The 23,137-nt window shown below is 61.7% G+C and carries 25 protein-coding genes; 14 read left to right on the top strand and 11 right to left on the bottom strand.

The window, feature by feature from the left end:
• The first annotated feature begins 122 nt into the window (after positions 1–122).
• Entirely contained in the window at positions 123–1,148 is a 1,026-nt protein-coding gene (locus NY78_RS01715; RefSeq protein WP_043630799.1) for a metal-dependent hydrolase, read from the top strand.
• Positions 1,149–1,438: 290 nt separating this feature from the next.
• Here the strand turns inward: NY78_RS01715 and NY78_RS01710 are convergent, their stop codons facing one another.
• Complete coding sequence (locus NY78_RS01710) at positions 1,439–2,320, bottom strand: AraC family transcriptional regulator (protein ID WP_043630797.1); 882 nt, start codon at positions 2,318–2,320, stop codon at positions 1,439–1,441.
• A gap of 242 nt (positions 2,321–2,562) precedes the next feature.
• On the opposite strand from NY78_RS01710, the gene NY78_RS01705 reads away from it, so the two are divergent.
• From NY78_RS01705 to NY78_RS01690, 4 genes are read left to right on the top strand one after another with little or no spacing between them, the layout of a single operon-like run.
• Entirely contained in the window at positions 2,563–3,108 is a 546-nt protein-coding gene (locus tag NY78_RS01705) for a DUF2975 domain-containing protein (RefSeq protein WP_043630796.1), read from the top strand.
• A 7-nt stretch (positions 3,109–3,115) separates the two neighbouring features.
• Positions 3,116–3,349, top strand: coding sequence for a helix-turn-helix domain-containing protein (locus tag NY78_RS01700; protein WP_043630794.1), 234 nt, complete (start codon positions 3,116–3,118; stop codon positions 3,347–3,349).
• Position 3,350: 1 nt separating this feature from the next.
• On the top strand, positions 3,351–3,950 hold the full coding sequence (locus NY78_RS01695; RefSeq protein ID WP_043630793.1) for an NAD(P)H-dependent oxidoreductase: 600 nt from the start codon (positions 3,351–3,353) through the stop codon (positions 3,948–3,950).
• Between the two features lie 12 nt (positions 3,951–3,962).
• Entirely contained in the window at positions 3,963–4,163 is a 201-nt protein-coding gene (locus tag NY78_RS01690) for a 2-hydroxymuconate tautomerase family protein (protein ID WP_043630792.1), read from the top strand.
• A gap of 274 nt (positions 4,164–4,437) precedes the next feature.
• On the opposite strand, the gene NY78_RS01685 is transcribed toward NY78_RS01690, so the two are convergent.
• From NY78_RS01685 to NY78_RS01675, 3 genes are read right to left on the bottom strand one after another with little or no spacing between them, the layout of a single operon-like run.
• Entirely contained in the window at positions 4,438–4,878 is a 441-nt protein-coding gene (locus NY78_RS01685) for a DMT family transporter (protein ID WP_043630791.1), read from the bottom strand.
• A 14-nt stretch (positions 4,879–4,892) separates the two neighbouring features.
• Entirely contained in the window at positions 4,893–5,300 is a 408-nt protein-coding gene (locus tag NY78_RS01680; RefSeq protein WP_043630790.1) for a YccF domain-containing protein, read from the bottom strand.
• Between the two features lie 16 nt (positions 5,301–5,316).
• Positions 5,317–6,153 (bottom strand): rhodanese-like domain-containing protein, encoded by an 837-nt coding sequence (locus NY78_RS01675; protein ID WP_043630789.1) that lies wholly within the window; start codon positions 6,151–6,153, stop codon positions 5,317–5,319.
• Between the two features lie 108 nt (positions 6,154–6,261).
• Between NY78_RS01675 and NY78_RS01670 the strand changes: the two genes are divergently transcribed.
• From NY78_RS01670 to NY78_RS01655, 4 genes are read left to right on the top strand one after another with little or no spacing between them, the layout of a single operon-like run.
• Positions 6,262–6,768, top strand: coding sequence for a rhodanese-like domain-containing protein (locus NY78_RS01670; RefSeq protein WP_043630788.1), 507 nt, complete (start codon positions 6,262–6,264; stop codon positions 6,766–6,768).
• Entirely contained in the window at positions 6,765–7,184 is a 420-nt protein-coding gene (locus NY78_RS01665; protein WP_043630786.1) for a MauE/DoxX family redox-associated membrane protein, read from the top strand. The genes NY78_RS01670 and NY78_RS01665 overlap by 4 nt, the downstream gene beginning before the upstream one ends.
• An 8-nt stretch (positions 7,185–7,192) precedes the next feature.
• Positions 7,193–7,831 (top strand): TetR/AcrR family transcriptional regulator, encoded by a 639-nt coding sequence (locus NY78_RS01660; RefSeq protein WP_043630784.1) that lies wholly within the window; start codon positions 7,193–7,195, stop codon positions 7,829–7,831.
• 48 nt (positions 7,832–7,879) lie between these two features.
• The gene (locus tag NY78_RS01655) at positions 7,880–8,644 is read left to right on the top strand and encodes an enoyl-ACP reductase FabI (protein ID WP_043630782.1); all 765 of its coding nucleotides are present in this window, start codon (positions 7,880–7,882) and stop codon (positions 8,642–8,644) included.
• A gap of 81 nt (positions 8,645–8,725) precedes the next feature.
• Here the strand turns inward: NY78_RS01655 and NY78_RS01650 are convergent, their stop codons facing one another.
• Complete coding sequence (locus NY78_RS01650; protein ID WP_231583686.1) at positions 8,726–10,225, bottom strand: polymer-forming cytoskeletal protein; 1,500 nt, start codon at positions 10,223–10,225, stop codon at positions 8,726–8,728.
• Between the two features lie 344 nt (positions 10,226–10,569).
• Here NY78_RS01650 and NY78_RS01645 point away from each other — a divergent pair, with 344 nt between their 5' ends.
• From NY78_RS01645 to NY78_RS01635, 3 genes are read left to right on the top strand one after another with little or no spacing between them, the layout of a single operon-like run.
• Positions 10,570–11,223 carry a TetR/AcrR family transcriptional regulator gene (locus tag NY78_RS01645; protein WP_043630778.1) on the top strand — a complete coding sequence of 218 codons (654 nt, stop codon included), beginning with the start codon at positions 10,570–10,572 and terminating at the stop codon, positions 11,221–11,223.
• On the top strand, positions 11,220–12,443 hold the full coding sequence (locus NY78_RS01640) for an acyltransferase family protein (RefSeq protein WP_047959968.1): 1,224 nt from the start codon (positions 11,220–11,222) through the stop codon (positions 12,441–12,443). The genes NY78_RS01645 and NY78_RS01640 overlap by 4 nt, the downstream gene beginning before the upstream one ends.
• A gap of 40 nt (positions 12,444–12,483) precedes the next feature.
• Entirely contained in the window at positions 12,484–12,927 is a 444-nt protein-coding gene (locus tag NY78_RS01635) for a DUF3795 domain-containing protein (RefSeq protein ID WP_043630776.1), read from the top strand.
• 17 nt (positions 12,928–12,944) lie between these two features.
• Here the strand turns inward: NY78_RS01635 and NY78_RS01630 are convergent, their stop codons facing one another.
• Entirely contained in the window at positions 12,945–13,172 is a 228-nt protein-coding gene (locus NY78_RS01630) for a MoaD/ThiS family protein (RefSeq protein ID WP_043630775.1), read from the bottom strand.
• A gap of 223 nt (positions 13,173–13,395) precedes the next feature.
• Here NY78_RS01630 and NY78_RS01625 point away from each other — a divergent pair, with 223 nt between their 5' ends.
• Entirely contained in the window at positions 13,396–15,048 is a 1,653-nt protein-coding gene (locus NY78_RS01625; protein ID WP_043630773.1) for an alpha-keto acid decarboxylase family protein, read from the top strand.
• Positions 15,049–15,129: 81 nt separating this feature from the next.
• On the opposite strand, the gene NY78_RS01620 is transcribed toward NY78_RS01625, so the two are convergent.
• Complete coding sequence (locus NY78_RS01620) at positions 15,130–16,290, bottom strand: sensor histidine kinase (RefSeq protein ID WP_043630771.1); 1,161 nt, start codon at positions 16,288–16,290, stop codon at positions 15,130–15,132.
• A 170-nt stretch (positions 16,291–16,460) separates the two neighbouring features.
• Entirely contained in the window at positions 16,461–16,877 is a 417-nt protein-coding gene (locus tag NY78_RS01615) for a secondary thiamine-phosphate synthase enzyme YjbQ (RefSeq protein WP_043630769.1), read from the bottom strand.
• A 370-nt stretch (positions 16,878–17,247) separates the two neighbouring features.
• On the opposite strand from NY78_RS01615, the gene NY78_RS23420 reads away from it, so the two are divergent.
• A complete protein-coding gene (locus NY78_RS23420; protein WP_197084184.1) occupies positions 17,248–17,991 on the top strand; it encodes a hypothetical protein in 744 nt (247 codons plus the stop codon).
• Between the two features lie 182 nt (positions 17,992–18,173).
• On the opposite strand, the gene NY78_RS01610 is transcribed toward NY78_RS23420, so the two are convergent.
• The 3 genes from NY78_RS01610 to NY78_RS01600 form a co-directional block, all read right to left on the bottom strand.
• On the bottom strand, positions 18,174–19,868 hold the full coding sequence (locus tag NY78_RS01610; protein WP_043630767.1) for an FAD-dependent oxidoreductase: 1,695 nt from the start codon (positions 19,866–19,868) through the stop codon (positions 18,174–18,176).
• A 140-nt stretch (positions 19,869–20,008) separates the two neighbouring features.
• A complete protein-coding gene (locus tag NY78_RS01605) occupies positions 20,009–21,106 on the bottom strand; it encodes a glycosyltransferase family 4 protein (protein WP_043630765.1) in 1,098 nt (365 codons plus the stop codon).
• Between the two features lie 3 nt (positions 21,107–21,109).
• Positions 21,110–23,092 carry a glycosyltransferase gene (locus NY78_RS01600; protein ID WP_043630763.1) on the bottom strand — a complete coding sequence of 661 codons (1,983 nt, stop codon included), beginning with the start codon at positions 23,090–23,092 and terminating at the stop codon, positions 21,110–21,112.
• Positions 23,093–23,137 lie beyond the last annotated feature (45 nt).

The raw sequence follows: 23,137 nt of genomic DNA, 5'->3' as shown, positions 1-23,137 counted from the left end.
TGGGGGTGATTTTTTGGCGCGAGAGCGCCGGGGGGCAATGTAGCGCAGCGGCTATCCTTGTCAAATGCGAAAGAAGCCCTATCCTCCACAAAACCGTCTCTGAAGTGCAAGGAAGTCGTCACATGGACCCAGTCACCCACGTCGTTGCCGGGGTACTTATCGGCCAGGCCGCCCGGGATCGTTTCCCTGAAACCAAGGCCCTTGTTCCCTTGTCTGCTCTGGCTGCTTGGATGCCGGATGTTGATAATATCGTTACGTTTTTTGGTGCGGAAGCGTACATGCGCCACCATCGTGGCTACACCCATTCCCTGCTTGGCGGAGCGCTGCTCGCCTGGCTCCTGGCCATCGTTGCAGCCCGGTTTTGCGGAGGGGCAAAGACCTCCAAACTCTTTATTCTTTTTTATTTTGGCGTGCTGTCCCATCTCTTTCTCGACTGCATTACTTCCTATGGCACGGGGATATTTCTGCCGTTTTCCGATGTCCGGGTGTCGGTCCCCTCGGTGTTCATCATTGATCCGATCTACACCCTGGCCATGATTGCCCTGGCCGTGGCGGCCTCGTTTCGCCCGGCGGCCCGCAAGAAACTGGCCGTGGCCGGGTTGGCCGTGATGCTCGTCTGGCCCGCTGTGGGCTTTGGCATGGGCAAGGCCGTGGCCGCCCATGCCCGTACGCTGCTGGTGGCCACGGGACAGCAGCCGACGACCGTTATCGCCCAACCTGACGCCTTTGCGCCGCTGTGGTGGAAAATCATTGCCGAGGAAGGGGACGGGTATGTGCTGACAGGCCTGAGCCTTGCCGCGCCGGATACGCTCCTGCCCGAGCGGCGTTTCGAGCGGGCCGGGCGGGCGGAGCTTGACGCCCTGGGCCGCACGGCTCCGGTTTTTTCCCAGTATGTCTGGTTCACGGATTTTCCCGTCAAATCCGCCGCCGCCACCCCGGAAGGCACGACCGTCACCTTTCAGGATCTGCGATTTATGGCCGTCAACCCGCTGGTGGCCATGGTGCGAGGGACTATGGTGCCGTTTACCCTGACTGCCTATCTCGATTCGACAGGCAGGCTTACCCGGGCTGTTTTTTCCCAAATGGGCAAGGGCGAGAAAATTCTGCCCAATACGGACATCGCCACGGCTGCTGTCGGGGGCGGCTGAGAACGCCCGCCCGCATTGACAAGTCAAAAACCGGCCCGGGGTGCGCGTTGACGCATCCCGGGCCGGTTTCATTTCGGGACATTGTGCTGGCGACACGACCAATCCCATCAAAGTCAATCATCGGTTGTCCCGGTCCCAGCCTCTTCCCGTCTTTTCCTGCGCAACGTCCGTCCGTCGACTTGGCAGCGTACCCGGTCAAATCAGACAAACCCCAGGAGGGGATTCCAAAGGGACTCAGTCCCTTTGGCCGCCGATGGCCTCTTCGCCTCCAGTTCCCTCGTCACAGCATACTAGCTGACCGGGGCCAGAGCGAGGAGGATTTCCGTCAGGTATTCTTCGGGCGGCGTGGTCTTGGGATCATTGAGGTAGATTTCCAGGCTCGGCTCGGCGGTGAATTTCCGGCCCGACTGCGGTCCCCAGACCCCGGCCAACCAGGCATAGGCCGGAGCCAGCTTGGTGTATGGTCCCTTGACCACGGCGCTGGCGTATTCCCGGTCGCCGGTGACAGCCACCGGCAGGTCCGGCGTGCCGGCAAAACTCTCGGGCACGGTCAGGCAGGCGTCGTAGCGGATTTTCTCCGGCGGCGTGATTTGCGGGCAGTCGTGGCCGATGCCGATGAATTGGGTCGTCGGGCCGAACAATCCGAGCGGTCCGGCCAGGGCACACAACGTTGCCCAGGCCGCTTCGCACTGGTCATAGGGTCCGACGTGGCGCACGCAGGCCACCTTGGTAGGCGGCAATTTCTTGATCGTCACGGTCAATTCCATGGTCATGAACTCCTCTTGGACGATAGGTGGGCGTTGTACGATAACAGGGGGACCTTTGCGTTCCCGGCAGGCGCGCCGCCAAGCCGTGGGCGTCATCGAATAGGCGCTGCGAAAGGCCCGGCCAAAGGCTTCGGGGGCGTCAAATCCTGCTTCCAGGGCCACATTGGTAATGGGCTGGTCGCCGTAGCACAAGCGCTGGGCCGCCCGTTCCAGCCGCAGCCGGCGCAGGCACGCGCCCACGGTTTCGCCGGTGATGCCGGCAAAGACGCGGTGGAAGTGATAGGGCGAGAAATTGGCTGCGGCGGCAATGGCGGCCAACGACAACTCGCCGTCCAGATCCGCCTCCATCACCCGCATGGCGGCGAGTACCCGCCGTTCCCAGTCCTTTTGCGTCTGCGTGGTCATGTGTCCTCCGTGCCCAGGGTGATACCTCGCTTACGGGCTCCCTGCCTGATATTTTTTGCTTTTTCCACGAGCGATGGAATTTTTTATAAATGGATCTGATAAACAGCTAAAAATTATTGTTGAACAATAATAAAAGTTCGTTTATCAAGTTCGGGTCTGGACGCTTGCAGAAACCCGGGGGACCATCGGCCGGCCTTTCCCCCGAAACCGAGGCGTGGAAACGTCGAATGACGGAGCTTTGCATGGAAACCGTGAATAATCTTGACAACATCCGTCGTCAGGGCTGGCTGCTTGAAACCGCTTCCCTCGCCGCCGCCCTGTCCGTCGTGCCGCTGACCGCCCTGTACTGGGCCTTCTTCAACAGTCTGCCCGACGACATGACCCGGCAGGCCGCGGCCCTGGCCGTTCAGCCCGAGTTGCCGGGGTGGGTGCGCCTGCTGTGCTTTGTCGCCGCCATGGTCCCGGGCGCAGCGCTTCTGGTCGTGCTCTTGCGCCTACGCCGGCTTTTCGCCCTTTACAAAGAGGGCAGCATCTTTTCCCTGGCCAACGTGCTGGCCTTTCGCAGCGTCGCCCGGGCGCTTTTGGCCTGGGCTGTGTGTTCAATCCTGTTTACGCCGCTTTTCTCCCTGGCCGTCACGGCAGCCAATCCGCCGGGCCGCCACATGATCAGCCTGGGTGTTGGGAGTACCGAAGTGGTACTGGTCTTTTTGGCGATCCTCGCTCTGGTTATCGGCCGGGTCATGGACGAAGCCAGACGTCTGGACGAAGACGCGGCTTTGACAGTATAGGCCGGCTATGGCGATCATTGTCAATCTCGACGTCATGTTGGCCCGGCGCAAGGTCAGCTCCAAGGAGCTGGCCGAGGCCGTCGGCATCACCGCCCAGAATCTGTCCATCCTCAAAACCGGCAAGGCCAAGGCCATCCGCTTCACCACCCTGGAAGCCATTTGCGCCTTTCTGGCCTGTCAGCCCGGCGACATCCTGGAATATCGCCCGGACGGCGATTCGCCGGCAACCCAAGGAGACTGACGTGGCTATAAGCGTCATCCTGGCTCATCCCGACCCCGGGAGCTTCAACCATGCCCTGGCCCGGGCCGCCTGCGACGCCCTGGCCGGCCTTGGCTGCACCGTGTGCTTCCACGACCTCTACGGCGAAGGCTTCGATCCCAGGCTCCCGGCCGCGGAACTTGGCCGCAACGCGCGCCTGGACCCCGTCCTGGCCCGGCACTGCGATGAGGCCGCCGCCGCCCACGGCTTTGTCATCGTCCACCCCAACTGGTGGGGGATGCCGCCGGCCGTGCTGACCGGCTGGGTGGACCGGGTGCTGCGCCCGGGCGTGGCCTACGAGTTTATTGACGGCGACGGCGGCGAGGGTGTGCCGCGAGGACTGCTGGCCGCCAAGGCCGCCGTCATCCTCAACACCTCCAATACCGCTGCCGAGCGCGAAACGCGCGTTTTCGGCGACCCCTTGGAGCGTATCTGGAAAGACTGCATTTTTGATCTGTGCGGCGTGTCCGACGTGCGGCGCCGCATGTTTGAAACCATGGTCACCAGCACCCCGGCCCTGCGCCAGGACTGGCTCAATGAAGCGGCTGCCCTGGTCGCCCAAACCTTCGGCCCGGCCGCATAAAAGGAGCATCCCATGCCGTTCGTCAATATCAAGATCACCCGCGACGGAGCCACCACCGAACAGAAAGCCAGACTCATCGAGGGCGTCACCAACCTGCTGCGCGACGTTATGGGTAAAAATCCCCAGACCACGGTGGTGATCATCGAGGAAGTCGAGTGCGATAACTGGGGCATCGGCGGCGAATCCGTCACCGTGCGCCGGGCGCGGGGGTGATGCCAGAGGGGGGAGAAGAACGAAGAGACAAGAGTGGGGCGCTGCCCCACGCCCCGCCGGGGGCGTCAAGCCCCCGGCCCCCCCAACGGTGGAGGCTGGAGGACGGTCGGGTGGACGGGAGATGGGGAGGTTGTGGTGGCTTGTGCAGACGGGACGCTTTTTTTTCGGGGCGAGGCTGACGCTTGCGCGCCGGCCTCGCCCCGAAAAAACGCCCACCGACTGGCCATCGGTCCCGAAGCGGGACCGAAAGGGGAGGTCGGAGTGCCGGGTTCGTTTAAAAACGGATCAGGTAGACGCCGGCCAAAAGCAGGATGGAGCCGGCCAGGCGTTTGCCGTCAAAGGCGATGTGCGGAAAGCCGAGCAGGCCGAAGTGATCGAGCGCCATGGAGGCCGCCACCTGCCCGGCCAGGGTCAGGGCAATCATGGCCCCGCCGCCGATGCGTGGGGCCAGAATCACGGTGGCTGTGACGAAAAAGGCTCCCATGGTGCCGCCAACCCAGTACCACCAGGGTGAGGCTTTATAGGCCGAGGCGAACGGCACGCCCTGGCCCATGACGGCCAAAATGGCGGCCAGGGCCAGGGTGCCGACCAGGAACGACACGAAGGCAGCCGGGATCGCCCCGTCCAGCACGCCGGCCAACTTGGAGTTGATGCCGGCCTGGACGGGCATGAACATACCGGCGGTCAGGGCCAGGGCCAGGAGGATATACTGCATGGGGGTCCCGGGGCTTAGTAGCGTTTGTCGATGACGGTCTTGCCAATGGGGGCCAGGGCCAGACCGGCCAGTTTGAGGTGCTGCAGGGCAAAGGGAATACCGATGATGGTCACGAAGTTGGCCACGGCAGCCAGCAGATGGCCGATGGCCAGCCACACGCCGGCCAGAACGAACCAGATGACATTGCCGATAAAGCCCAAGGTGCCGGTGCCGATGTCGTGGCCGGTCACGTCGCGGCGGTCCACGACTTCCTTGCCAAACGGCCACAGGGACAGGTTGCCCAGCACAAAGCAGGCCCGGGTCCAGGGCAGGCCGATGATGGTGATGGCCATGACCACCCCGGCCAGATACCAGCCGATGGCCAGCCAGAAGCCGCCGAGGAGAAGCCACAGGATGTTCATCAGAAAATTAACGGGCTGCATGAGATACTCCTTGTCGTCAGGCGTTGGGGAGGCGGGTCAGAAGGGAAGCTACGGCGCGCAAGTGGGCTTTCTCCTCCAGAGCCAGGGTGGTGAACAGCTCTTTTGACTGCGCATTGTTCGTGCGCCCGGCCAGCCGGGAATAGAGGTCCAGGGCCTGGGCCTCGACAGAAGCGGCCAGTTCCAGGGTTTCCCGGGCCGAGGTCGGTTCGCCGCCGAGCAGGGCCAGAAAGTCGGCGGCGGGAAGTCCGCCTTCCAAATCAGGCGCGGCCGTGGCGAGCAGGGTGTCCAGATCGGATGTTTCGCCGGTTTCCTTGTCATACAGGCTGTGGACATGGTGCAGATGGCGTTCTTCAAAAAGGGCCAGCCGCGTGAACGTGGCGGCGGTGTCGCCGTCCTGTGCCGCTGCGGCCAGCTTTTTGTAAAAAGCGCCCAGGGCCGCTTCCATACCAAGCGCCGCACGCAATATCTGGCGCGGGGTTTCGTTGCCGGAAAGCAGCGTCAGGCCGGCATCCGGCGTTCCGGTTGCGGCCGCTCCCTGCCAGGCCATGGCCCCGCCGAGCATGTTGACGATGTGGGGAAATCCGGCTCCGGCCAAGAGACGGGCGGCAGCGGCGCTGCGCATCCCGCCCCGGCAGTAAACCACAACAGGCTTCTCTTTGTCGATTTCCCCCAAACGGTCCGGCAGGTCGGGCAAAGGCACAAGGGTTGCCCCGGGCAGGTGAAACTCCTCGTATTCCGGCTCCATGCGGACATCGAGCAGGGTCAGGCCGCCGGGGCGCGTGGCGTCCAGCAGGGCGCGAACGGACTCAGCCGAGGCGTTTTCAATCGGGGCCTGAGCAGCAGCTTGGGGCATGACGTCTCCGGGGTTGCGGGTTGCGTTTTAGTCGGTGGGTAGGATAGCAAGGGCCGTGCGCCTCAAGCATATGCTCGTGGGCGGGAAATATTGTCAAGGCGGGAACGTATGGGTCAGGGTACGACGCGGTGGCTGGCGCCGCTGTGGCTGGAGTTGGCAGTCATCCTTGTGTTGGGAGCAGGCTTGTCCGTGGCCATGAACATGGCCCGGGCGGAACCGGTGCCCTGGGTGGTGGATTTCGCTGCCCTGGACAAGCGTGATGCGCTGCGGCGCGGGCTTGAAACCATTGATCCCCACGCAGCCCTGACCATGCTCGGCAAGCCCGGGGTGGTCTTTGTGGACGCCCGCACAGCGGATGAATTTGCCATGCACCGGGTGGCCGGGGCCAAGAACCTGCCGCAGGAAACCATGTACGGCGACCTGGACGCGGCGGCCAAATCCCTTGGGCTTGCCCCCGAGGATCGCATCGTGGTCTATTGCGGGAATTTGCTGTGTGATAAAAGCAAGGAACTGGGCGAAGCATTGCGCACTGCCGGATTCTCGTATGTCACGGTCATGCCGGATGGTTTTGAAGGCTGGCTGCTCGTTGGCGGGCCTACGGAGGGCGGCGCATGAGAGTGTTTGGCATCCTGGCCCGCATGGCTCTGGGTCTTATTTTTCTGGCAGCGGCCTGGGACAAGATCGTCGATCCCATGGCCTTTGCCAAGATCATTCGCAATTATCAGATCTTGCCGGACATGGCGGTCGCCGGTGTGGCGCTCACCCTGCCCTGGATCGAGGTGGTGGTGGGGGTCTGTCTGCTGACCGGGTTTGCCGCTCGGGGGGCGGCCCTGTCCGGTTGTCTCATGATGGCCGTGTTCCTGTCGGCCATGGCCTGGGCCCAGCACAAGGGCATTGCCACCCAGTGCGGCTGTTTTACCACCAAGGCCGATGACGCCATCTCCACGGTCACGTTTATCCGCGACGGTTCGATCATGGTCCTGGCCTTGCTCGTCTCTGTGGATGTCTTTGTCCGGGCACGACGCGCCTAGGAAACCGTATGTCCGGGGTCAAAGTCATACCCATAGGCAAGCCGCGCACTGTGCGGCAACGGATCCTGGAATCCCTCGGCGATTTGCTGGCCCGGCAGGGGTTTGATGGCTTGTCGCTGGACGTCGTGGCCAAGGCGGCCGGACTGGAGCGGGCGGTTGTCCTGCGCCATTTCCAGGATCTTGACGATATCGTCACAGCCTTTGGCCAGTCTGCGGCTTTCTGGCCGACGGTTGCCGAGCTGCGCGAGGATGTGGCCGACCGGTTTGCCGCCATGCCGCCCCGGGCCCAACTGGCCCATTATTTCAAGGCGACCATCCGGGGCCTGCTCGCCCGGCCGCGCACCTTGGACATCCTGGCCTGGGAGCTTATGACCCGCAACCGCTACACCCGCCTGCTCGAATACCCGCGTGTCCGCGCGGCCCTGGAATTTTTCGAAACCGTCACCGGCGAGGTGCCCGAATCCCTGGATCTGACGGCGGTGGTGGCCGTGCTTGGCGGCGCCGGCATCTTCCTGGCGGTACGCTCCCGGCAAAGCGGGGTGTTTGGCGGCCTCAATCTCTATGACGATACCGACCGCGAACGCGTGGACCGCGTACTGGATCTGCTCCTGTCCGGCATCATGCGCGAGGCCGAAGTCCGTCTGTAACAAAGCCGTGCGACCGGCAGCCTGTTGGGCCGGGGAGGAGACTTTCCTATGTTGATGCAGGATAAAAAAGCCGTGGTCTTTGGTGTGGTCAACGAACGCAGCATTGCCTACGGCATTGCCAAGTCTCTGACCGAACAAGGGGCGAAGCTGGCCCTGGGCTACGCCGCAGAACCCATCCGCAAGCGCATTGAGCCCATTGCCGCCGCGCTTGGAGCTGACTTCATCTTTCAATGCAACGTCTCCAGCGACGAGGAGATCGCAGCTGCGGCCGGCGTCGTCCAGGAGCAGTGGGGCAGCGTGGACGCGCTGGTCCACTCCATTGCCTATGCCAACCGCGAGGATCTGACCGGCCGGTTTATCGACACCAGCCGGGAGGGGTTCCGCGTGGCCCTGGACGTGTCGGCCTATTCGCTGGTGGCCCTGTGCCGGGCCTTTGAGCCGCTGTTGTCCCCTGGCGCGTCGGTTATGACGCTGAGCTACTACGGCGCCGGGCGGGTTGTCGCCAACTACAACGCCATGGGCGTGGCCAAGTCCGCACTGGAGGCCAGCGTGCGCTATCTGGCCGTGGATCTTGGCAAGCGCGGCGTACGCATCAACGCCATCAGCGCCGGCCCGGTCAAGACCATGGCCGCCTCGGCCATCCATGGGTTCCGCACCATTTTGGAGACCATCGAAAACCGTTCGCCGCTGGGGCGCAACATCACCCTGGAAGACATCGGCCGCTGCGCCCTGTATCTGGCGTCCGACCTGTCGTCGGGCACCACCGGTGAAGTGATCTTCGTCGATTCCGGCTACAACATCATGGGTGTGTGATACGCGCCCTGCCTGCTTGTAAAACGCCAAAAGGCCGGAGTGATCCGGCCTTTTTTTATGGATGGTGCGCGGCAGGGGGGGTTAATGGTTGCTGAGGTAGTTTGATTCGACGTATTTTATTTCGTACCATGACCCATCCGGATTGACTGTTCCGTTTATGCTGTGCAGCGAACCAATAATAGACGATCCGCCGGCAGGATAGATACTTCCTGAAGCGAGTACTGTTCCAAACCAGTCAACTCCGCCGCCAAGTGTAAATTTACCCCCGGTATAAAGGAATATTTTGGCGGCGGAAGTATAGAATGTTTCGTCAATGCTATCCATTTTGTTGCTATTATTGAAGCAATTTCCGTTTGTAGACGTCTTAACGTAGATCGTTGCATTGCTTGAGGCATCTCCTGAAACGAAGATGTTGATATCTCCGGCAGACACATCGAAGCAAATGTCAGTCCAGGCCGTACTGAATGTGGTGTAGTAGTAGTTTCCAGCAGTAAATGTTTTTTGGCTGTTGATAGTGATGGGGGTTGTGGCGGTAAATGTCGGCGCAGTCGGCGGTGTATAGGTGGCGCAGGCCACCGGGGGCGTCGGGGCTGTTGGATTCGTGTAGATGTTGCCATACAGATGGGTATTCCACTGCGTCTCTGTGACGCCGCTCTTGGCGTACATGTTTCCGTAAATCGTGATATTTTGCAGGTCGATGTTGGCTTGGCTGTGGATATCGACATAGATGGTCGAACCGCCAGTGACGGTGACGGTGTCAGCGGCGTAGATGTACTGCTTGGTCGAGGCCGTTCCCATGCTGCCGTTCATAAAATTAACGGTGGAGAGACTGTGGATGTTGCCCCAGACCTTGGAACCGCCGTTTATGGTCACGCTGCCTTTGGCGTAGATATTGCCGTTGATGGTTGCACCACCGTCGATGAGTACGTCGCCCTGGGCGTAGAGATCGCCGTTAACCACATCCGAGCCGCCGCTGACCGTGATGTTGGCGTTGGAGCAGACGAATTCGCCTGTGCCGCCCACTTTGACGCCGCCGCTAATGGTGAGGGTGGCCGTGGGCGAGGTTGTGGTGATGGAGCCGGCAATGGTCGAACCGCCCTGAATGCTCAGGGTTTCAGACAGCACATCGCCTTCCACATACCCGGCAACTTTGATATTTTTTGCGGTGTTGACGTTTTTCCCAGAGGAGTTGTTCGTCCCGCCGGAAGAGGCCGGCGTAATATTGGCCGTCATGAGCGCGTTGGATACATACGAGGTGCCTGGGTTGGCCATGCCGAGCACGGTGACGGGATAGGTGCCGGCACCGGTATCCTTGACGCCTACGTTGAGGCGAAAGCTCACGCCATTGGTCATGGAGAAGTCGGTACTTCCGGCGGTATGGAGAGTCGCCAGGGCGGCATCATTTTGTGACCGAGCATAATTCAAACCCGAATAGGCGGCATACGTGGCCAGATCCGCCCGATTGTCCTCAAGCATCGTTCCAAGCGTCGTTGCGTACTGAGAGTGGATTGCTGCGGAAACGCCGGCGAGCAAAACCAGGGCCGCTATGGCATAAATAAGCGTAACGCCTTTGGTGTCCATCGTATTCTCCCCGGTCGTGAATCTTGTAATTGCCATAAGAGAATAATTATTTTTTAGGATAATAGCTTGACGTGTCGGCAAAACCGTAGTGAAAGTTATATCTCTTTGTTTTTTCGTCAGTTTCAGCCTGGATGCGAGAAGTCTCATTGCTATTATTGTTCTGGATAAAATCATCCTTGTCCAGTCAATAATTAAGTCCCAAAGGGTGGCTTGCAAGGTCTGCTTTTTTTCTTCCGGAAAATCTGGGCCAGTCAGGGTGGTTCGGGCAAGTGGACTTGACGCCGCCCGGGATTGTTGACACCTTCCTCTAAACAAATGTTTAATACAAATGTTTAGGAGGCGCTATGGCCGAAGAACCAAGCGGAGTCAAGGAACGGCTGTTCTGGGCGGCGCTGCGAACTTTTGCCGCCAAGGGCTACAAAGGCGCGACCGTGCGCGACATCTGCCAGGCGGCTGGTGGGGCCAACCTCAATGCCGTGCAGTACTATTACGGCGGCAAGGATAAGCTGTACCAGGCCGTCCTGGCGGTGCTCTTTACTGAAGGCGACCGCCGGTTGCGCCAGAGACTGGCGGAGGGCGCCGCAACCTCGGCCGAGGATCGGCTGCGACTGCTGCTCAAGGTCTATTGCCAGACGCTTTTTGCCCACGGTGAGGCCAGTGACGCCTTTTTACATCTCTGGGTGATGGAGCTGGCCAATCCGACCCCCTTTTTCGGTGAGATGCTGGAGCGTCATAGTCGGCCCCAGACTTTGGCCATGCTACAGCTTATGGCTGATTTCCTCGGCCAGGGCGTTCCTGTGTCGGTCCTGGTGGCCTGCATGGCAAGTGTCCTTGGTCCAGCCCTGTATCAGGCGCTGCTGTGGCCGACACTGCAACACATTGTGCCTGCGCATCCACCCATGACCGAACACTGGGTCGAGCTGGCCGAGCACTGCTGCCGCTTTTCCCTGGCCGGACTGGCTGCGGTGCGTGCGTCCCTGGATGGAGGCAGCATATGAAGACACAGACAGCCTTTCACGGACGTATCGCAACTCTGGATGGCCTGCGCTTGGTCGGCGTGTTGGCCGTGGTGGCTCTCCATGCCGGCGTAGCCTACAGCACCGTGGTCCCCTGGTGGTATGTGAGCGATCCGGCCAGGAGTCGGCTGATTGATATTCTGTTGTCCGTCGCCGACGGGTTCGCCATGCCGCTGCTCTTTGCCGTGTCCGGGTATTTCGCCCTGCCGTCGCTTCGGCGTCGCGGCGTGGCCGGCTTTGTGGTCGGCAAGGCTTGGCGGCTGCTTGTGCCGCTCATCGGCCTGACGCTGTTTTACTGCCCGGTCATTGCCTACGTCGATTACCGGGACAAAGGCGGAACAGAGGGCTTTTTCGCGCATTGGCTGGCCATGTTGCCTTCGCTTGCCGACTGGCGCTGGCTGTACTTCTCCGGGATGCAGGCTCCGGCGGCCGCCAGGGATTTGGTCTGGCCGTACCATCTGTGGTATCTGGCCTTGCTGTTTCTTTTCTGCCTGGGGCTGGCCGCAGTGGGGTGCGTTGCCGGGTCGGTGTTGGCCCGACGCATTGAGGGAAGCGGGGCGGGCTGGGGGCGGTTTGCTGTCCTGGCCCTCGTGGTTGGTGTGGCCGCCGGGCTGGGCCAGTTTTTTTGGTCGGACGCAGCCTGGGTCAGACTGGGACCGTTCCTGGCTTTTCAGCCCGCCCGCGTTCCCCAATATATCGGCTTTTTCCTGCTTGGCCTGGTGGCCTGGAAGCATGGCTGGTTCGTGAAGCATGCTCTTCCGGGATGCCTTTGGGTCTGGAGCCTGGGCACTGTGGTTCTGCTTGTGGCCATGGTGGCCAGTCGGGTGGCGGCCCTGGCCGGCGGTCTCCTGGCCGGCGGGTTCCTTGTCGCCCATGGGCTGGCCCGCACCGGATTCGCTCTGGCCGTCATGGGCCTGCTGGCCGCAGCCCTGGCTCGAACCGGGCCGCAGTCGCTGTGGCAACGGCCCGGACTGGACGCGGCCTCCTTTGACCTTTATCTCCTGCATTTCCCGCTGCTCATCGTTTTGCAATATGCCCTGGTTACAACGGGACTGCCGATCATCGCCAAGGTCGGCCTGTGTTTCCTGGTTCCGACGGCGGCGTGTCTGGGGGTTGGCCGGCTTTTTGGCCGGCGGCGGCGTCTGACCATGCCGGTGGTTGCCGGTGTCGTCTTTTTGGTTTGTCTGGTGGTGTGGCGTTGAGGCCGCCGGGAATTGCGGCAGATGGTCAAGGAGAACCGACATGCCCCGCGAAGAGTTTCTGCAGCGCATCGCTCCCTGCGGCCTGGACTGTGGCCGTTGTCTGGACAATCCTGCCAGTCCCATCGGTCGGCAGGCCCGGGAACTGGCCCGGGAACTTGGCGGTTTTGGCCGACGGGCGGCGTTTTTCGCCGAACTCGATCCGGTCTTTGCCGCCTACCCGGACTTTGACCGTATCCTGGTCAGACTGGGCCAGGGCGGGTGCTCAGGCTGTCGGACCGGGCACTGTCTGCTGGCCGAGTGCCGGGTCAAGGATTGCGTAGTGGCCAGGGGCGTTTCGTTTTGCTTTGAATGCCCGGAATTTGCGGCCTGCGACCCGGGTCTGCCGCCGGGACTGGCCGAACGGTGGCGGGCCAACAACCAGCGTATGGCCGACTCCGGCCTTGACGCCTATGCGCTGTGGCTGGACGACCAGCCCCGCTACTGATTGCGCTGGGAGACGGATCAACCGCCGCCAACCGGCGGAAAGATGCCCACCCGGTCGCCGTCGTGCAGAACGTGGTCCAGCTCGACGGTCACGCCGTTGACGAACACGATCTTGATTTCCTCGTGGGGAATGGCCAGGCGCGCGGCCAGTTCAAGGACGGTTTCGCCGTCAACGATGGGAAACTCGCCGGCATTGCCGGGAGTCAGCGGGGCCAGGGTGGCGTAGCATTTGAGATCGATGGGCATGGCATCCTCCCGGGGCCGGCATTGTGGTCAGCGTTGTGTTTATGCCAACATATTTTCCCCTGTCTGTCCACGGTGCAGCTGTCGTGATTGCGCGCCCGCAGCGTTGCCTAATCGGTTGGCTGCGTGTAAGCTGGCGAAGAGTTTGATTTGGTTTTTGCCTGTCGCGCTTCCAAATCCGATTTTGCATCAAAAACGCCAGAGAGACTGCTTCGGAGGCTTCCCCATGCAACAAACCGTCATCGAACTGCTCATCGCCCGGCTCAAGGAAATCGGCATCACCGACGTATTCGGGGTGCCGGGCGATTTTGCCTTCGCCTTAAACGACGCCATTGACAACGATCCCGACATGCGCTGGATCGGCTGCACCAATGAACTCAACGCGGCCTATGCCGCCGACGGCTATGCCCGCATCAAAGGACGCGCCGCCCTGTGCACCACCTACGGCGTGGGCGAGCTCTCCGCCCTGTGCGGCGTGGCCGGCTCCTATACCGAGCATTTGCCGGTCTTTCATTTGGTCGGGATGCCGTCTATTTCCACCCAGCAATCCCGGCGCATCGTCCACCACACCCTGGGCGACGGTCTGTTCGACGCCTTTTCCACCATGACCAAGCCTGTGGTCTGCGCCAGCGCCATTTTGACCGCCGAAAACGCCGCCTGCCAGATCGAGCGCTGCATCGAGGCGGCCATTGCCCGCAACCGGCCGGTCTACATGGCCCTGCCCCAGGATCAGGCCGACAAGCCTCTGCCCGGACAGTACGTCTGCGCCCCTGAGGCTCCGGTCAGCAATCCGCCGGTTCTGGCTGCGGCCATAGAGGCCATTGTTGAAAAAATCACCGCCGCCGGCTCGACCGTGGTCCTGGCCGGCTATCTCATCGCCCGACTTGGCCTTCGCAGCGCGGCCCATGAACTGCTTACCCGCACCGGTCTGCCCTATGCCACCATGTTCATGGACAAGACCGCCCTGGATGAGACGCATCCCAGCTACATCGGGCTCTATGACGGCCGCATCATGAATCCCGAGGTGCGCGACTTCGTGGAAGGCTGCGACTGCGTGCTCAACCTCGGGGCGCAGTGGAGCGATTTCAACACCGGGGCCTTTACCGCCCACATCGATCCCAGCCGCATGATTGCGGTCATGCAGCACGAGGTGCGGGTGGGCCATGCCGTTTTTGCCCATGTGGAGATGCGCGACGTTTTGGCCGGTCTGGCCCGGGTGTTGCCCCACAAGCCGGCCTCCGGCCCCCGGGCCAAGGGACTGGGCCAGCCCAAGGGCGCGCCCGGCGATCCCATCACTCCGGATTATCTCTATCCGCGCTGGGAGCAGTTCTTGCGACCGGGCGACGTGGTCATGGCCGAGACCGGCACGGTGTCCATGGGGCTTGGGTTTGCGCTGATGCCTCAGGGGGCGGAGTTTTTCAACCAGACCCTGTGGGGAGCCATAGGCTGGGCCACGCCGGCTTCGTTTGGGGCCGCCCTGGCCGCGCCCGAGCGCCGCACGCTGCTTTTTACCGGCGAAGGTTCGCACCAGATGACGGCCCAGGAACTGGGCCAGTTCGGCATGCACGGCTTGAAGCCCATCGTCTTTTGCCTCAACAACGACGGGTATCTGATCGAACGGTTGTTGTGCAAAAATCCCCTGAGTTCCTACAACGATCTGGCTCCCTGGAACTACGCCCAATTGCCGGCGGCCTTTGGCCTGACCGATTGGTACTGCGCCAAGGTGACCACCAATGCCGAACTGGAGCAGGCCCTGGCCAAGGCCGAGACCTGCGGCACGGGAGCCTACATCGAGGTGGTCATGGACCGCATGGCCGCTTCGCCCCTGGCCCAAAAGCTCGGGGAATCGATCAAGACGCTCTACGCCAGCGCCAAATAAGCTGGAGCGCCCCGGGCAAAACGCCGCTTGGCCCGGGGCGAGAGCAAGACCGGCGAAGACGATCAGGCCCGGTGGTCGGCCTCAGGCCGTGGCGGCCGGGGCCTGGGGCAGGGTCACGACGCACCGCGTTCCCCCGGACAGCAGTCCCATGGCGATGCCGCCGGAATACTTGCGGGTGATGGCCTTGGCCATGGCCAGTCCCATGCCCGTGGCCATGGGATCGGTGGAGTGAAAGGGGCTGAAAATCCGGGTCAGTTCTTCGGCGCTGAGCGTCTGGCCGGTGTTGTCGATGGTCAGTTTGGCAAATCCCGGGCGACCTTCGCTTGGCTGGCAGCGAACGGTCACGCGCGGGTCGCCGGGCGCGGCGTAGCGCACCGCGTTGTCGAGCAGGGCGGTGAGCAGGGCGTCGAGGTCGGCCGGGGCCACGGCCAGCCGGTCGGCCTCGGGCGCGACGGCCACGTTAAGAACGGCCTTGGGCCGGTCGGGCAGGGCGGCAATCCGGGCCAGGACCGTGTGCAGGATCGGCGTCAGCATCGTGGCCTCGGTGACCGGCTCGCGGTCGGTCACGTCCATGTACCGGGTCACGGAGCGGGCCAGGGCGTCCAGCCGGCCGGCTTCCTCCAGCACGATTTGCGCCGCTTCGGCCACGTCGGCGTCCTGGCCGCGCAGACGGAGAAGCCGTCTGGCCTGGCCGCCGATGACTGCGATGGGGTTTCGCACCTGATGGGCGATGCCCTGGATGACATCCAGTTCGCACCGGGTGGCGAAGGTCACATAGGCGTCGGTTTCGACCAGCAGGCTGAAATCGATCAAGGCGTCAATGGAGCGCAGCGCCCCGGGCGCGTCGGCTGCAGGCAGGCTGGCCGCGACCCTTTCGTGCAGGTAGGCCCGAGCCAGGGCATAGGCCATGCTGATCAGCCGGTGGTCCACGTTGTAGGCCACATGGGCCTGGCCGCTGCGCCACAGCCGGGTGAGGAGTTCCTCGCCAAGGCCCTGGCGGAAAAGCCCGGCAAACCATTCGGCCCAGTTGCGCCGCAACTTGGCCGGGTCCGGCAGATTGTCCTGGATGATGCGCAACTGCGGCGCTTCCTTAACGAACCCCTGGATGCGGTCGGCAAAGTCGTCAGGCGTCGCCCCCAGGACCTCGGCCCAGCGGGCCAGCGGGTTTTCCGACAGATCCGAGAGGCCAAGCAGTTCGCGAAAGCGGAGCAAGCGTTCCGTGGGGATATCGGAAAAGGGCATTTGCCTGTTCCTTCGGGCGGTGCGGCGTCTTGGTCGAGGCAGGCTTCAGCGCTGCCGCAGCCCAGGTCAGAGAGTAAACGATGTTTCCTGACCATACTGCCTGTTGCCGCATTGGACAAGCCGGCGCAGCGTCACTTGCCGGCCGTCGCCGGGCAGACCACATCAGACAACTACTCGCCGATGATCTTGACCAGTACCCGTTTTTTGCGTCGGCCGTCGAACTCGCCGTAAAAAATGCGTTCCCAGGTACCGAAGTCGAGGCGGCCTTCGGTCACGGCTACGACGACTTCCCGGCCCATGATCTGGCGCTTCATGTGGGCGTCGGCATTATCCTCGCCGACGTTGTGGCGATAGCCGGAGACCGGCTCGTGGGGGGCGAGCTTTTCCAGCCAGACCTCGTAGTCGTGGTGCAGGCCGGATTCGTCGTCGTTTATAAACACCGAGGCGGTGATGTGCATGGCGTTGACCAGACACAGGCCTTCCGCGATGCCGGAAGCGTCAATTGCGTCCTGCACCTCCTGGGTGATGTTCACAAACCCGCGACGCGACGGGACATTGAACCACAGTTCCTTGCGATAGCTTTTCATGGCGCGGCTCCGGAAAAGTGATGTTTCCGATTGTAGTTGTTTGGAAGTTTGTGATAGATTTTCTCATCAGGTCACAGGGAAAAAGTTCCTTACGCCTCAGTAGCGGTCGCAATGGATTTGCGTCGCTTCTCGTAATCTAATGTGATGTTTTAATAGGTATGAAATATTTGAAGAAATCGTTTTGGCTGCCCGTGTTTTGCATAGCATGATTACTCGGTCCTAGTGTTGAGATTATTGAAAATGTATTGTGGTAGTATAAAAATTGTTTTCTATATATATTGATTTGAATGTTGATGCTATTTATTTGTTGGATTAGTATTGATATCGAATACAATGATTGCATAGTCGATTTTGAAAAGGGGTTCATGGAATGTCAAAGGAAATAAAAATATTTTTCTCTCTGGCTTGTATGGTTTTAGTAACATTGCATGTCTATAATTTATTCAAGCTAGACATGATAAGTCTTGTTTTATTGTGTGTTGCTATCTTGCCTTGGGTCTCTCGGTGGATATCCCCTTGGGTCCAAAAATGTTTTGAAAGTATAAAATTTGGCGATTTTGAAGCGAAATTTCGAGAGTTAAAGGAGACTGTCGATGCAACAAAACAAGAACTTGATAAGTTTAAATCAATATATATTGGCATGGAAGATGATTATTTGAAGACATGTTCACGGTTTAACCCAAATGCCGAAACAAAAGAGCTAGATAAGTTAGCATCCTTATTGAAAAGTAAAGCAAAAGGGCTTGCCTCGATTGACTTTCTTTTTTCTGGCTTAGAAAACACAGATGATCAGGCTCTGGCATTTGGAGCCGCATGTGCTTTGCATGTTAGACCCCAGATTCATGCAGTTGACGGTGTACTAAATTTACTCGATAATATTGTATCGCAAGACGATTTGCGTAATTTTCGGTTAAAGACTGTTTATAGACTGCTGATGGCGATCAATCAAATCGTTATGCTTGATCTGAGAGAGAATAATACCATATTAACTGATGTTCAAAGAGCGAAGATAGAATGTGTAATCAAAAAAACGGCAGAGAATAAGCGGTGCAAAAATGATGATACTGCAACTTTTGCTTTGAAAATTAGAGACAAGGTTCAGCAAAATACCTAGTAGAGCATTTTAATAATAGTTGGATGTTTGTGTCTGGTTTTCGTGGTTAATAAGTTAATGGTTTTACACTGTTGCATTTCTGTCCCTGTGTTGTGGCGTATAACTTTGCTTCATTTTTGGTCAATTTCAAACGCGGTTGCCGACGTACCATAGGCAACCGCGCTTGATAAAAAATATAGCTGTTACTTCTCCAGGCCAAACGGCCAGGCCACCAGCCCGCCTTCCATGACCGTTACGTTGGTGTAACCGGCCGCTTCCAGGACGCTTTCGGCCTCGTAGCCGCGCATGGACACCTTGCAGTAAGTCACAATGGGTGTGTTCTTGTCGGCCGGCAGCTCTCCCAGGCGCTTTCGCAGTTGCCCCAGCGGCAAAAGCGTCTCGCCCAGGCCCAGACGCATCTCCTCGAATTCCTTGGGGCCGCGAACGTCGAGCAAAAACGGCGTCTCGCCGGCGTCGAGCCGGGCCTTGACCGCAACGCTCGACTGCCCCTGCATGAGCCCCCGCATCTTGTTCTGGACGATGTGCGCCGTGGCGATGGCGTGGTCAATGGCCAGGGAATAGGGCGGGGCATAGGGCAGATCGGCCATGGCCACGGCATCGACGGTGAGGCCGCCCAGGATGGCCATGGCCATTTCCGCCGCCTGCCGGTTGACGTTGCCAGCCCCGACGCAGGCAAAACCGAGAATGCGCCCGGTGCCGGCCTCGGCCACGATTTTGGAAACAATGGGCTTAGCTCCCATGAAACCCGGAATATCCGGGCTGGCATTGACGGCCGTCACCACTTCAAATCCGGCTTCTTTGGCCCGGCGTTCGGACAGGCCGGTCGAGGCGGCGGCAAAATCAAATACCTTGCAGATGCCGCTGCCGATGGTTCCGGGAAAGGTCGCCTTGTCGCCAAGCACCGCGTTTTCCCCGGCCACCCGGCCTTCGAGGTTGGCCAGATCGCCATAAGGAGCCAGCATGGGCTTGCCGGTGAGGCGATTTTGGACTTCCACGCAGTCGCCGGCAGCGTAGATGTCCGGGTCGGAGGTGCGCATGTGGACGTCGACGGCAATGCCGCCGGTTGCGCCAATGGTCAGGCCGGCCGCCTTGGCCAAGGCCACGTTGGGGGCGACGCCAATGGCCATGACCACCAGCGAGCACGGCAGCTCCCGGCCATCGGCCAGGCGCACGCCCGTGACCTTGCCGTCTTGGCCGAGGATTCCGCTTATGCCAACGCCGGTGACAATGGTGGCACCTTTGGCCCGGGCGTGCTTTTCCACCAACAGCGCCAGTTCGGGATCGAGAAAGCTCAAGATATGGGGCAGGGCCTCGACCACGGTGACAGCCATGCCGGCCGCAACCAATGCTTCGCAGGTTTCCATGCCGATCAACCCGCCGCCGACAATCACGGCCTGCCCGCCCTTGGAGGCAGCTGCAATGGCCCGCAGTCCGTCAGCGTCGGCCAGACTCGACAGAGTGGTCACCCCGGCCAACTCCCGGCCAGGAATAGGCGGTACTTTGGGCACCGACCCGGTGGTCAGGATAAGCTTGTCATAGGGCAGATGTCCGGTCTCGCCGGTGGCGGCGCGCTTCCAGGCGACGGTGCGGGCAGCGCGATCGATGGCGGTGACTTCCGTGCCGACCAGGGCGGCTACGCCCTTGGCCCCGGCGAAAAAGGCCGGATCGCGGACAACGCCGGCCGGGGTGGCGAGGAGCATGTCGCGTTGCCCGACGCTGCCGGCCACGTAATAGGGATAACCGCAAGAGGCCATGGACAGTTCCGGGGCCTTTTGCAGCAGCGTGACCTCGGCCGACTGGTCCAGGCGTTTGGCCCGGGCCGCAGCTTTGGGACCGGCAGCCGTGCCGCCGATGACGACAATGCGTTTCTTGCTCATGGCTATTTCTCCTTTTTCTCAAGTCGACTATGGAACGTGACCGACGCTGCGGCCTGGAAAACGGACGTATTTCGATACTGTTCATACCGTAAACCAAAAAGGCCCGCAACCGGTACCCGGACACTTGCAACCCGGTCGCCTCAACCGGCGGCGGCGACCAGGGCGTCGAGGGTCTGACGGGCAGTGCGCTCCCAGGTGAAGCGGGCTTCGTTGGCCCTGCCTGCTTGGACAAGCGCCCGGCGCAGTGCATCGTCCGTAACGATGCGGGTGAGCGCCACGATCCAGGCGTCCACAGACGTCGGATCGACCAACAGCGCCCCTTGGCCGGCCACTTCCGGCAGGGAGGCGGCATCGGCGCAGGCCACGGGCAGGCCGCAGGCCTGAGCCTCCAGGATGGGCAGGCCAAAGCCCTCAAAGAGCGAGGGGAAGGCCAGGGCGCTGGCGCTGCGATATAAAAGCGGCATTTCGTGCCTGGGCACATGGCCCAGCCGGCGCACCCGCTCGGTCAGGCCGGCCTCGCGCACCAGGACGTCGAAATCCTCGCTCCAGGCCAGACCGCCGGTCAGGACCAGATCGCAGGGGACGAGATCGGCCATGCGGGCGTAGGCGGCGAGCAGGGTGGGCAGATTTTTGCGCGGCGAGATGTTGCCGCTGTAGAGAATGAACTCGCGTTCAAGCCCCCGGCTGCGGCGAAAGGCAGCCAGAGCAGCGGCGTCCACCGGCGTTTTGTAGAGGGGGTCGCAGGCCAGATGGGTGGTGAGCACCTGTTCGGGCCGGGCCTTGGTCAGGCGCAGCACGTCGCGGCGGGTGTACTCGGAGATGGCCAGCAGCCGCTTGGCGCGCCGGGCGCTGTAGCGGATGGCCAGACGCATGTAGGCGGTATCCGCCGACCGGTACATGCGAAGCGTGGGGTGGAAATAACCGAGGTCCAGCATGGTGACCACAGCCGGGCAGGGGATGCCGGGCGGCATGTTGGACGAGGGGAAAAGGGCCACGTCGCACGGCCGGCGGCGAAGGGCCAACGGCAGGGCCAGCCAGTCATAGGCCAGACGGTTGCCCACCGGCAGCACGAGTTCCGTGGTCCCGGGAAATGTGCCCAGGTGGCGGGCGTCGGGGTAATAGAGCACCAGTTCGTGGCCGGAATCCAGGGCCAGCAGGGCATGGACCAGACTGATGAGATATTCTTTGGGGCCGCCGGACGGATAGGCCAGGGTGCGGGCGTTTATGGCGATGCGCATGCTTTATCCGGCCAGACGGTGCTTGTTGCGGGCATAGGCGCGCAGGGGTTCCAGGCGGCAGTTGACGTGGCTCGGAAGCTTGCGCCCCGTAATGACGGCTCCGAGCTGGGCCAGGACCGAACCCAGGCGCACCTCCATGGTCACGAGCTTGATGGTCAGTTCATGGAGCGGCCCCTGGCCGTAGCGGTGCTGACAGGTGTGGACATCGCGGCGAAAGACGTCCTGCCAGGTGGCGGTCTTGGCCGATTCGTGGAGCCGGAAGCTCGCCAGGACCTTGGGGATGCGTACGATCCGTCCCTGGCGGCTTATGCGCTCGAACAGATCGAAATCCATGCAGTAGGAAAAGGCCGTGTCCATACCGCCGGCAGCCAGATAGGCGTCCTTGCGGAAAAAGGTGGACTGTTGGGCCACGGCCATGGTGTGGCGCATCTGCCGGGCCGAGGGGGCCAGCACCATGTCGATCATGACCGGACGGCCGTCGGCGTCGGTCAGGACGGTATCGCCAGTGACCATAACCGCATCGGGATGACGGGCAAACGCTTCGGCCACGGCCGCCAGGACGTCATCGGACCAAAGATGATCATCGGAATTGAGCCAGCCCATGACCTCGCCTGTGGCCCGGGCAAAGCCTTCGGCCAGGGCTGCGGTCTGCCCGGCGTCCGGGGCCGAGCGCCAGAAGGCCAGCCGGTCGTTCCAGCGGCGCAGGATGTCGGGGGTGGCGTCAGTGGAACCGCCGTCGAGAACAATGTGCTCGACGCAAACGTCTTTCTGATCCGCCACGCTCTGAAGGGTCTGGGGCAGATAACCGGCCTGGTTATACGACGGGGTGACGATGCTGACCTTGGGCCGTTTGGGGCTGTGGCCCGAGGCCTCGATAAGGGCCTCGTAGACGCTCACTGCGCAGGCCTCCCAGGAAAAGGCTGCGGCCCGGTCCAGGCCCAGGGCAATCTGGCGGCAGCGCAAGGCAGCATCACCGGCCAGCCGGGTGAGGCACACAGCCAGGGCGTCGGCGTCGTCCGGGGCAAACATCAGTCCGGCCACGCCGGCCGCTTCCGGCAGCGAGGCGGCGTCGGCGTAGACTACCGGCGTGCCGCTGGCCATGGCTTCGAGCATAGGCAGGCCAAAGCCTTCGTAGCGCGACGGGAAGACAAACACCGATGCCGCCCGGTAGGCCAGGGCCACGTCTTCGTCGGACAGGTAGCCCAGGCAGCGCACGCGCCCGGGAGCCAGTTCCGGGGGCGCGGCAGCGGCCAGGGTTGCCGCGTCGCCGTAGCCGACCACGGCCAGGACTGGCGCAATAGCGTCCGGCAGCCGGGCCATGGCCTGCAAGGCCACGGCCAGATTCTTGTGCGGCAGGAGATTGCCGACGCACACGATATAATTCTCGGGCAGACCGTGCCGGACGCGAAAATCGGCCAGGGCCGGGGCGTCGTCAGCCGTTGCCGGGCGGAAGCGGTGCTGGTCCACGGCGCAAAGATCCGTCGGCCGGGTGCGGGTGGCCATGGGGCCGTAGAGGCGCAACAGTTCGCGCCGGGTAAAGGCTGAAAGCGAAAGCGGGATGGTCAGTCGCGCCAGACTGGCCTTTTGGCGCAGGGCAAAAACCAGCCGGATATGCCAGGGCAGGGTCTTAGGCAGGCGTTTCCATAAAATATCGTTGACCACCCCGACCGACCGGCCAATAAAGCCCAGCGGCAGCAGGCCGTCCGGGGCGTAGTGGACGTCGGCCCGGGCTTGGCGGATCTGCCAGGCCATGCCGGTCTGCTGCCAGCCATAGAGCGAGGGCACGTTGACCGTGGCGGCGTGCAGACTGCCGGATTCCAGCAGGGCCAGGGCCGTGGCATTGACGATGGGCTGGCCCGAAACCAGGGTGATGTCGTCGCGGCCGGCGGCCAAAGACGCCAGATGGGGCAGGATGGATTCCAGACAGCGGCCGATGCCGGTGCGCTTGGGATAGGATAGGGAACTGGCGTCTATAGTGATGCGCATGGGACGTCCAAAGCGGCTTCTAAGTTCGGGGGGTGGAGCGGATGC

Source organism: Desulfovibrio sp. TomC (assembly GCF_000801335.2).
Classification (GTDB): domain Bacteria; phylum Desulfobacterota; class Desulfovibrionia; order Desulfovibrionales; family Desulfovibrionaceae; genus Solidesulfovibrio.
This window is presented reverse-complemented; position numbering and strand designations above follow the sequence as displayed.

Coding starts and splice junctions, on each gene's coding strand:
- NY78_RS01715 (WP_043630799.1), top strand. CDS start 123: ATGGACCCAGTCACCCACGTCGTTGCCGGGGTACTTATCGGCCAGGCC.
- NY78_RS01710 (WP_043630797.1), bottom strand. CDS start 2,320: ATGACCACGCAGACGCAAAAGGACTGGGAACGGCGGGTACTCGCCGCC.
- NY78_RS01705 (WP_043630796.1), top strand. CDS start 2,563: ATGGAAACCGTGAATAATCTTGACAACATCCGTCGTCAGGGCTGGCTG.
- NY78_RS01700 (WP_043630794.1), top strand. CDS start 3,116: ATGGCGATCATTGTCAATCTCGACGTCATGTTGGCCCGGCGCAAGGTC.
- NY78_RS01690 (WP_043630792.1), top strand. CDS start 3,963: ATGCCGTTCGTCAATATCAAGATCACCCGCGACGGAGCCACCACCGAA.
- NY78_RS01685 (WP_043630791.1), bottom strand. CDS start 4,878: ATGCAGTATATCCTCCTGGCCCTGGCCCTGACCGCCGGTATGTTCATG.
- NY78_RS01680 (WP_043630790.1), bottom strand. CDS start 5,300: ATGCAGCCCGTTAATTTTCTGATGAACATCCTGTGGCTTCTCCTCGGC.
- NY78_RS01675 (WP_043630789.1), bottom strand. CDS start 6,153: ATGCCCCAAGCTGCTGCTCAGGCCCCGATTGAAAACGCCTCGGCTGAG.
- NY78_RS01670 (WP_043630788.1), top strand. CDS start 6,262: ATGGGTCAGGGTACGACGCGGTGGCTGGCGCCGCTGTGGCTGGAGTTG.
- NY78_RS01665 (WP_043630786.1), top strand. CDS start 6,765: ATGAGAGTGTTTGGCATCCTGGCCCGCATGGCTCTGGGTCTTATTTTT.
- NY78_RS01660 (WP_043630784.1), top strand. CDS start 7,193: ATGTCCGGGGTCAAAGTCATACCCATAGGCAAGCCGCGCACTGTGCGG.
- NY78_RS01655 (WP_043630782.1), top strand. CDS start 7,880: ATGTTGATGCAGGATAAAAAAGCCGTGGTCTTTGGTGTGGTCAACGAA.
- NY78_RS01650 (WP_231583686.1), bottom strand. CDS start 10,225: ATGGACACCAAAGGCGTTACGCTTATTTATGCCATAGCGGCCCTGGTT.
- NY78_RS01645 (WP_043630778.1), top strand. CDS start 10,570: ATGGCCGAAGAACCAAGCGGAGTCAAGGAACGGCTGTTCTGGGCGGCG.
- NY78_RS01640 (WP_047959968.1), top strand. CDS start 11,220: ATGAAGACACAGACAGCCTTTCACGGACGTATCGCAACTCTGGATGGC.
- NY78_RS01635 (WP_043630776.1), top strand. CDS start 12,484: ATGCCCCGCGAAGAGTTTCTGCAGCGCATCGCTCCCTGCGGCCTGGAC.
- NY78_RS01630 (WP_043630775.1), bottom strand. CDS start 13,172: ATGCCCATCGATCTCAAATGCTACGCCACCCTGGCCCCGCTGACTCCC.
- NY78_RS01625 (WP_043630773.1), top strand. CDS start 13,396: ATGCAACAAACCGTCATCGAACTGCTCATCGCCCGGCTCAAGGAAATC.
- NY78_RS01620 (WP_043630771.1), bottom strand. CDS start 16,290: ATGCCCTTTTCCGATATCCCCACGGAACGCTTGCTCCGCTTTCGCGAA.
- NY78_RS01615 (WP_043630769.1), bottom strand. CDS start 16,877: ATGAAAAGCTATCGCAAGGAACTGTGGTTCAATGTCCCGTCGCGTCGC.
- NY78_RS23420 (WP_197084184.1), top strand. CDS start 17,248: ATGTCAAAGGAAATAAAAATATTTTTCTCTCTGGCTTGTATGGTTTTA.
- NY78_RS01610 (WP_043630767.1), bottom strand. CDS start 19,868: ATGAGCAAGAAACGCATTGTCGTCATCGGCGGCACGGCTGCCGGTCCC.
- NY78_RS01605 (WP_043630765.1), bottom strand. CDS start 21,106: ATGCGCATCGCCATAAACGCCCGCACCCTGGCCTATCCGTCCGGCGGC.
- NY78_RS01600 (WP_043630763.1), bottom strand. CDS start 23,092: ATGCGCATCACTATAGACGCCAGTTCCCTATCCTATCCCAAGCGCACC.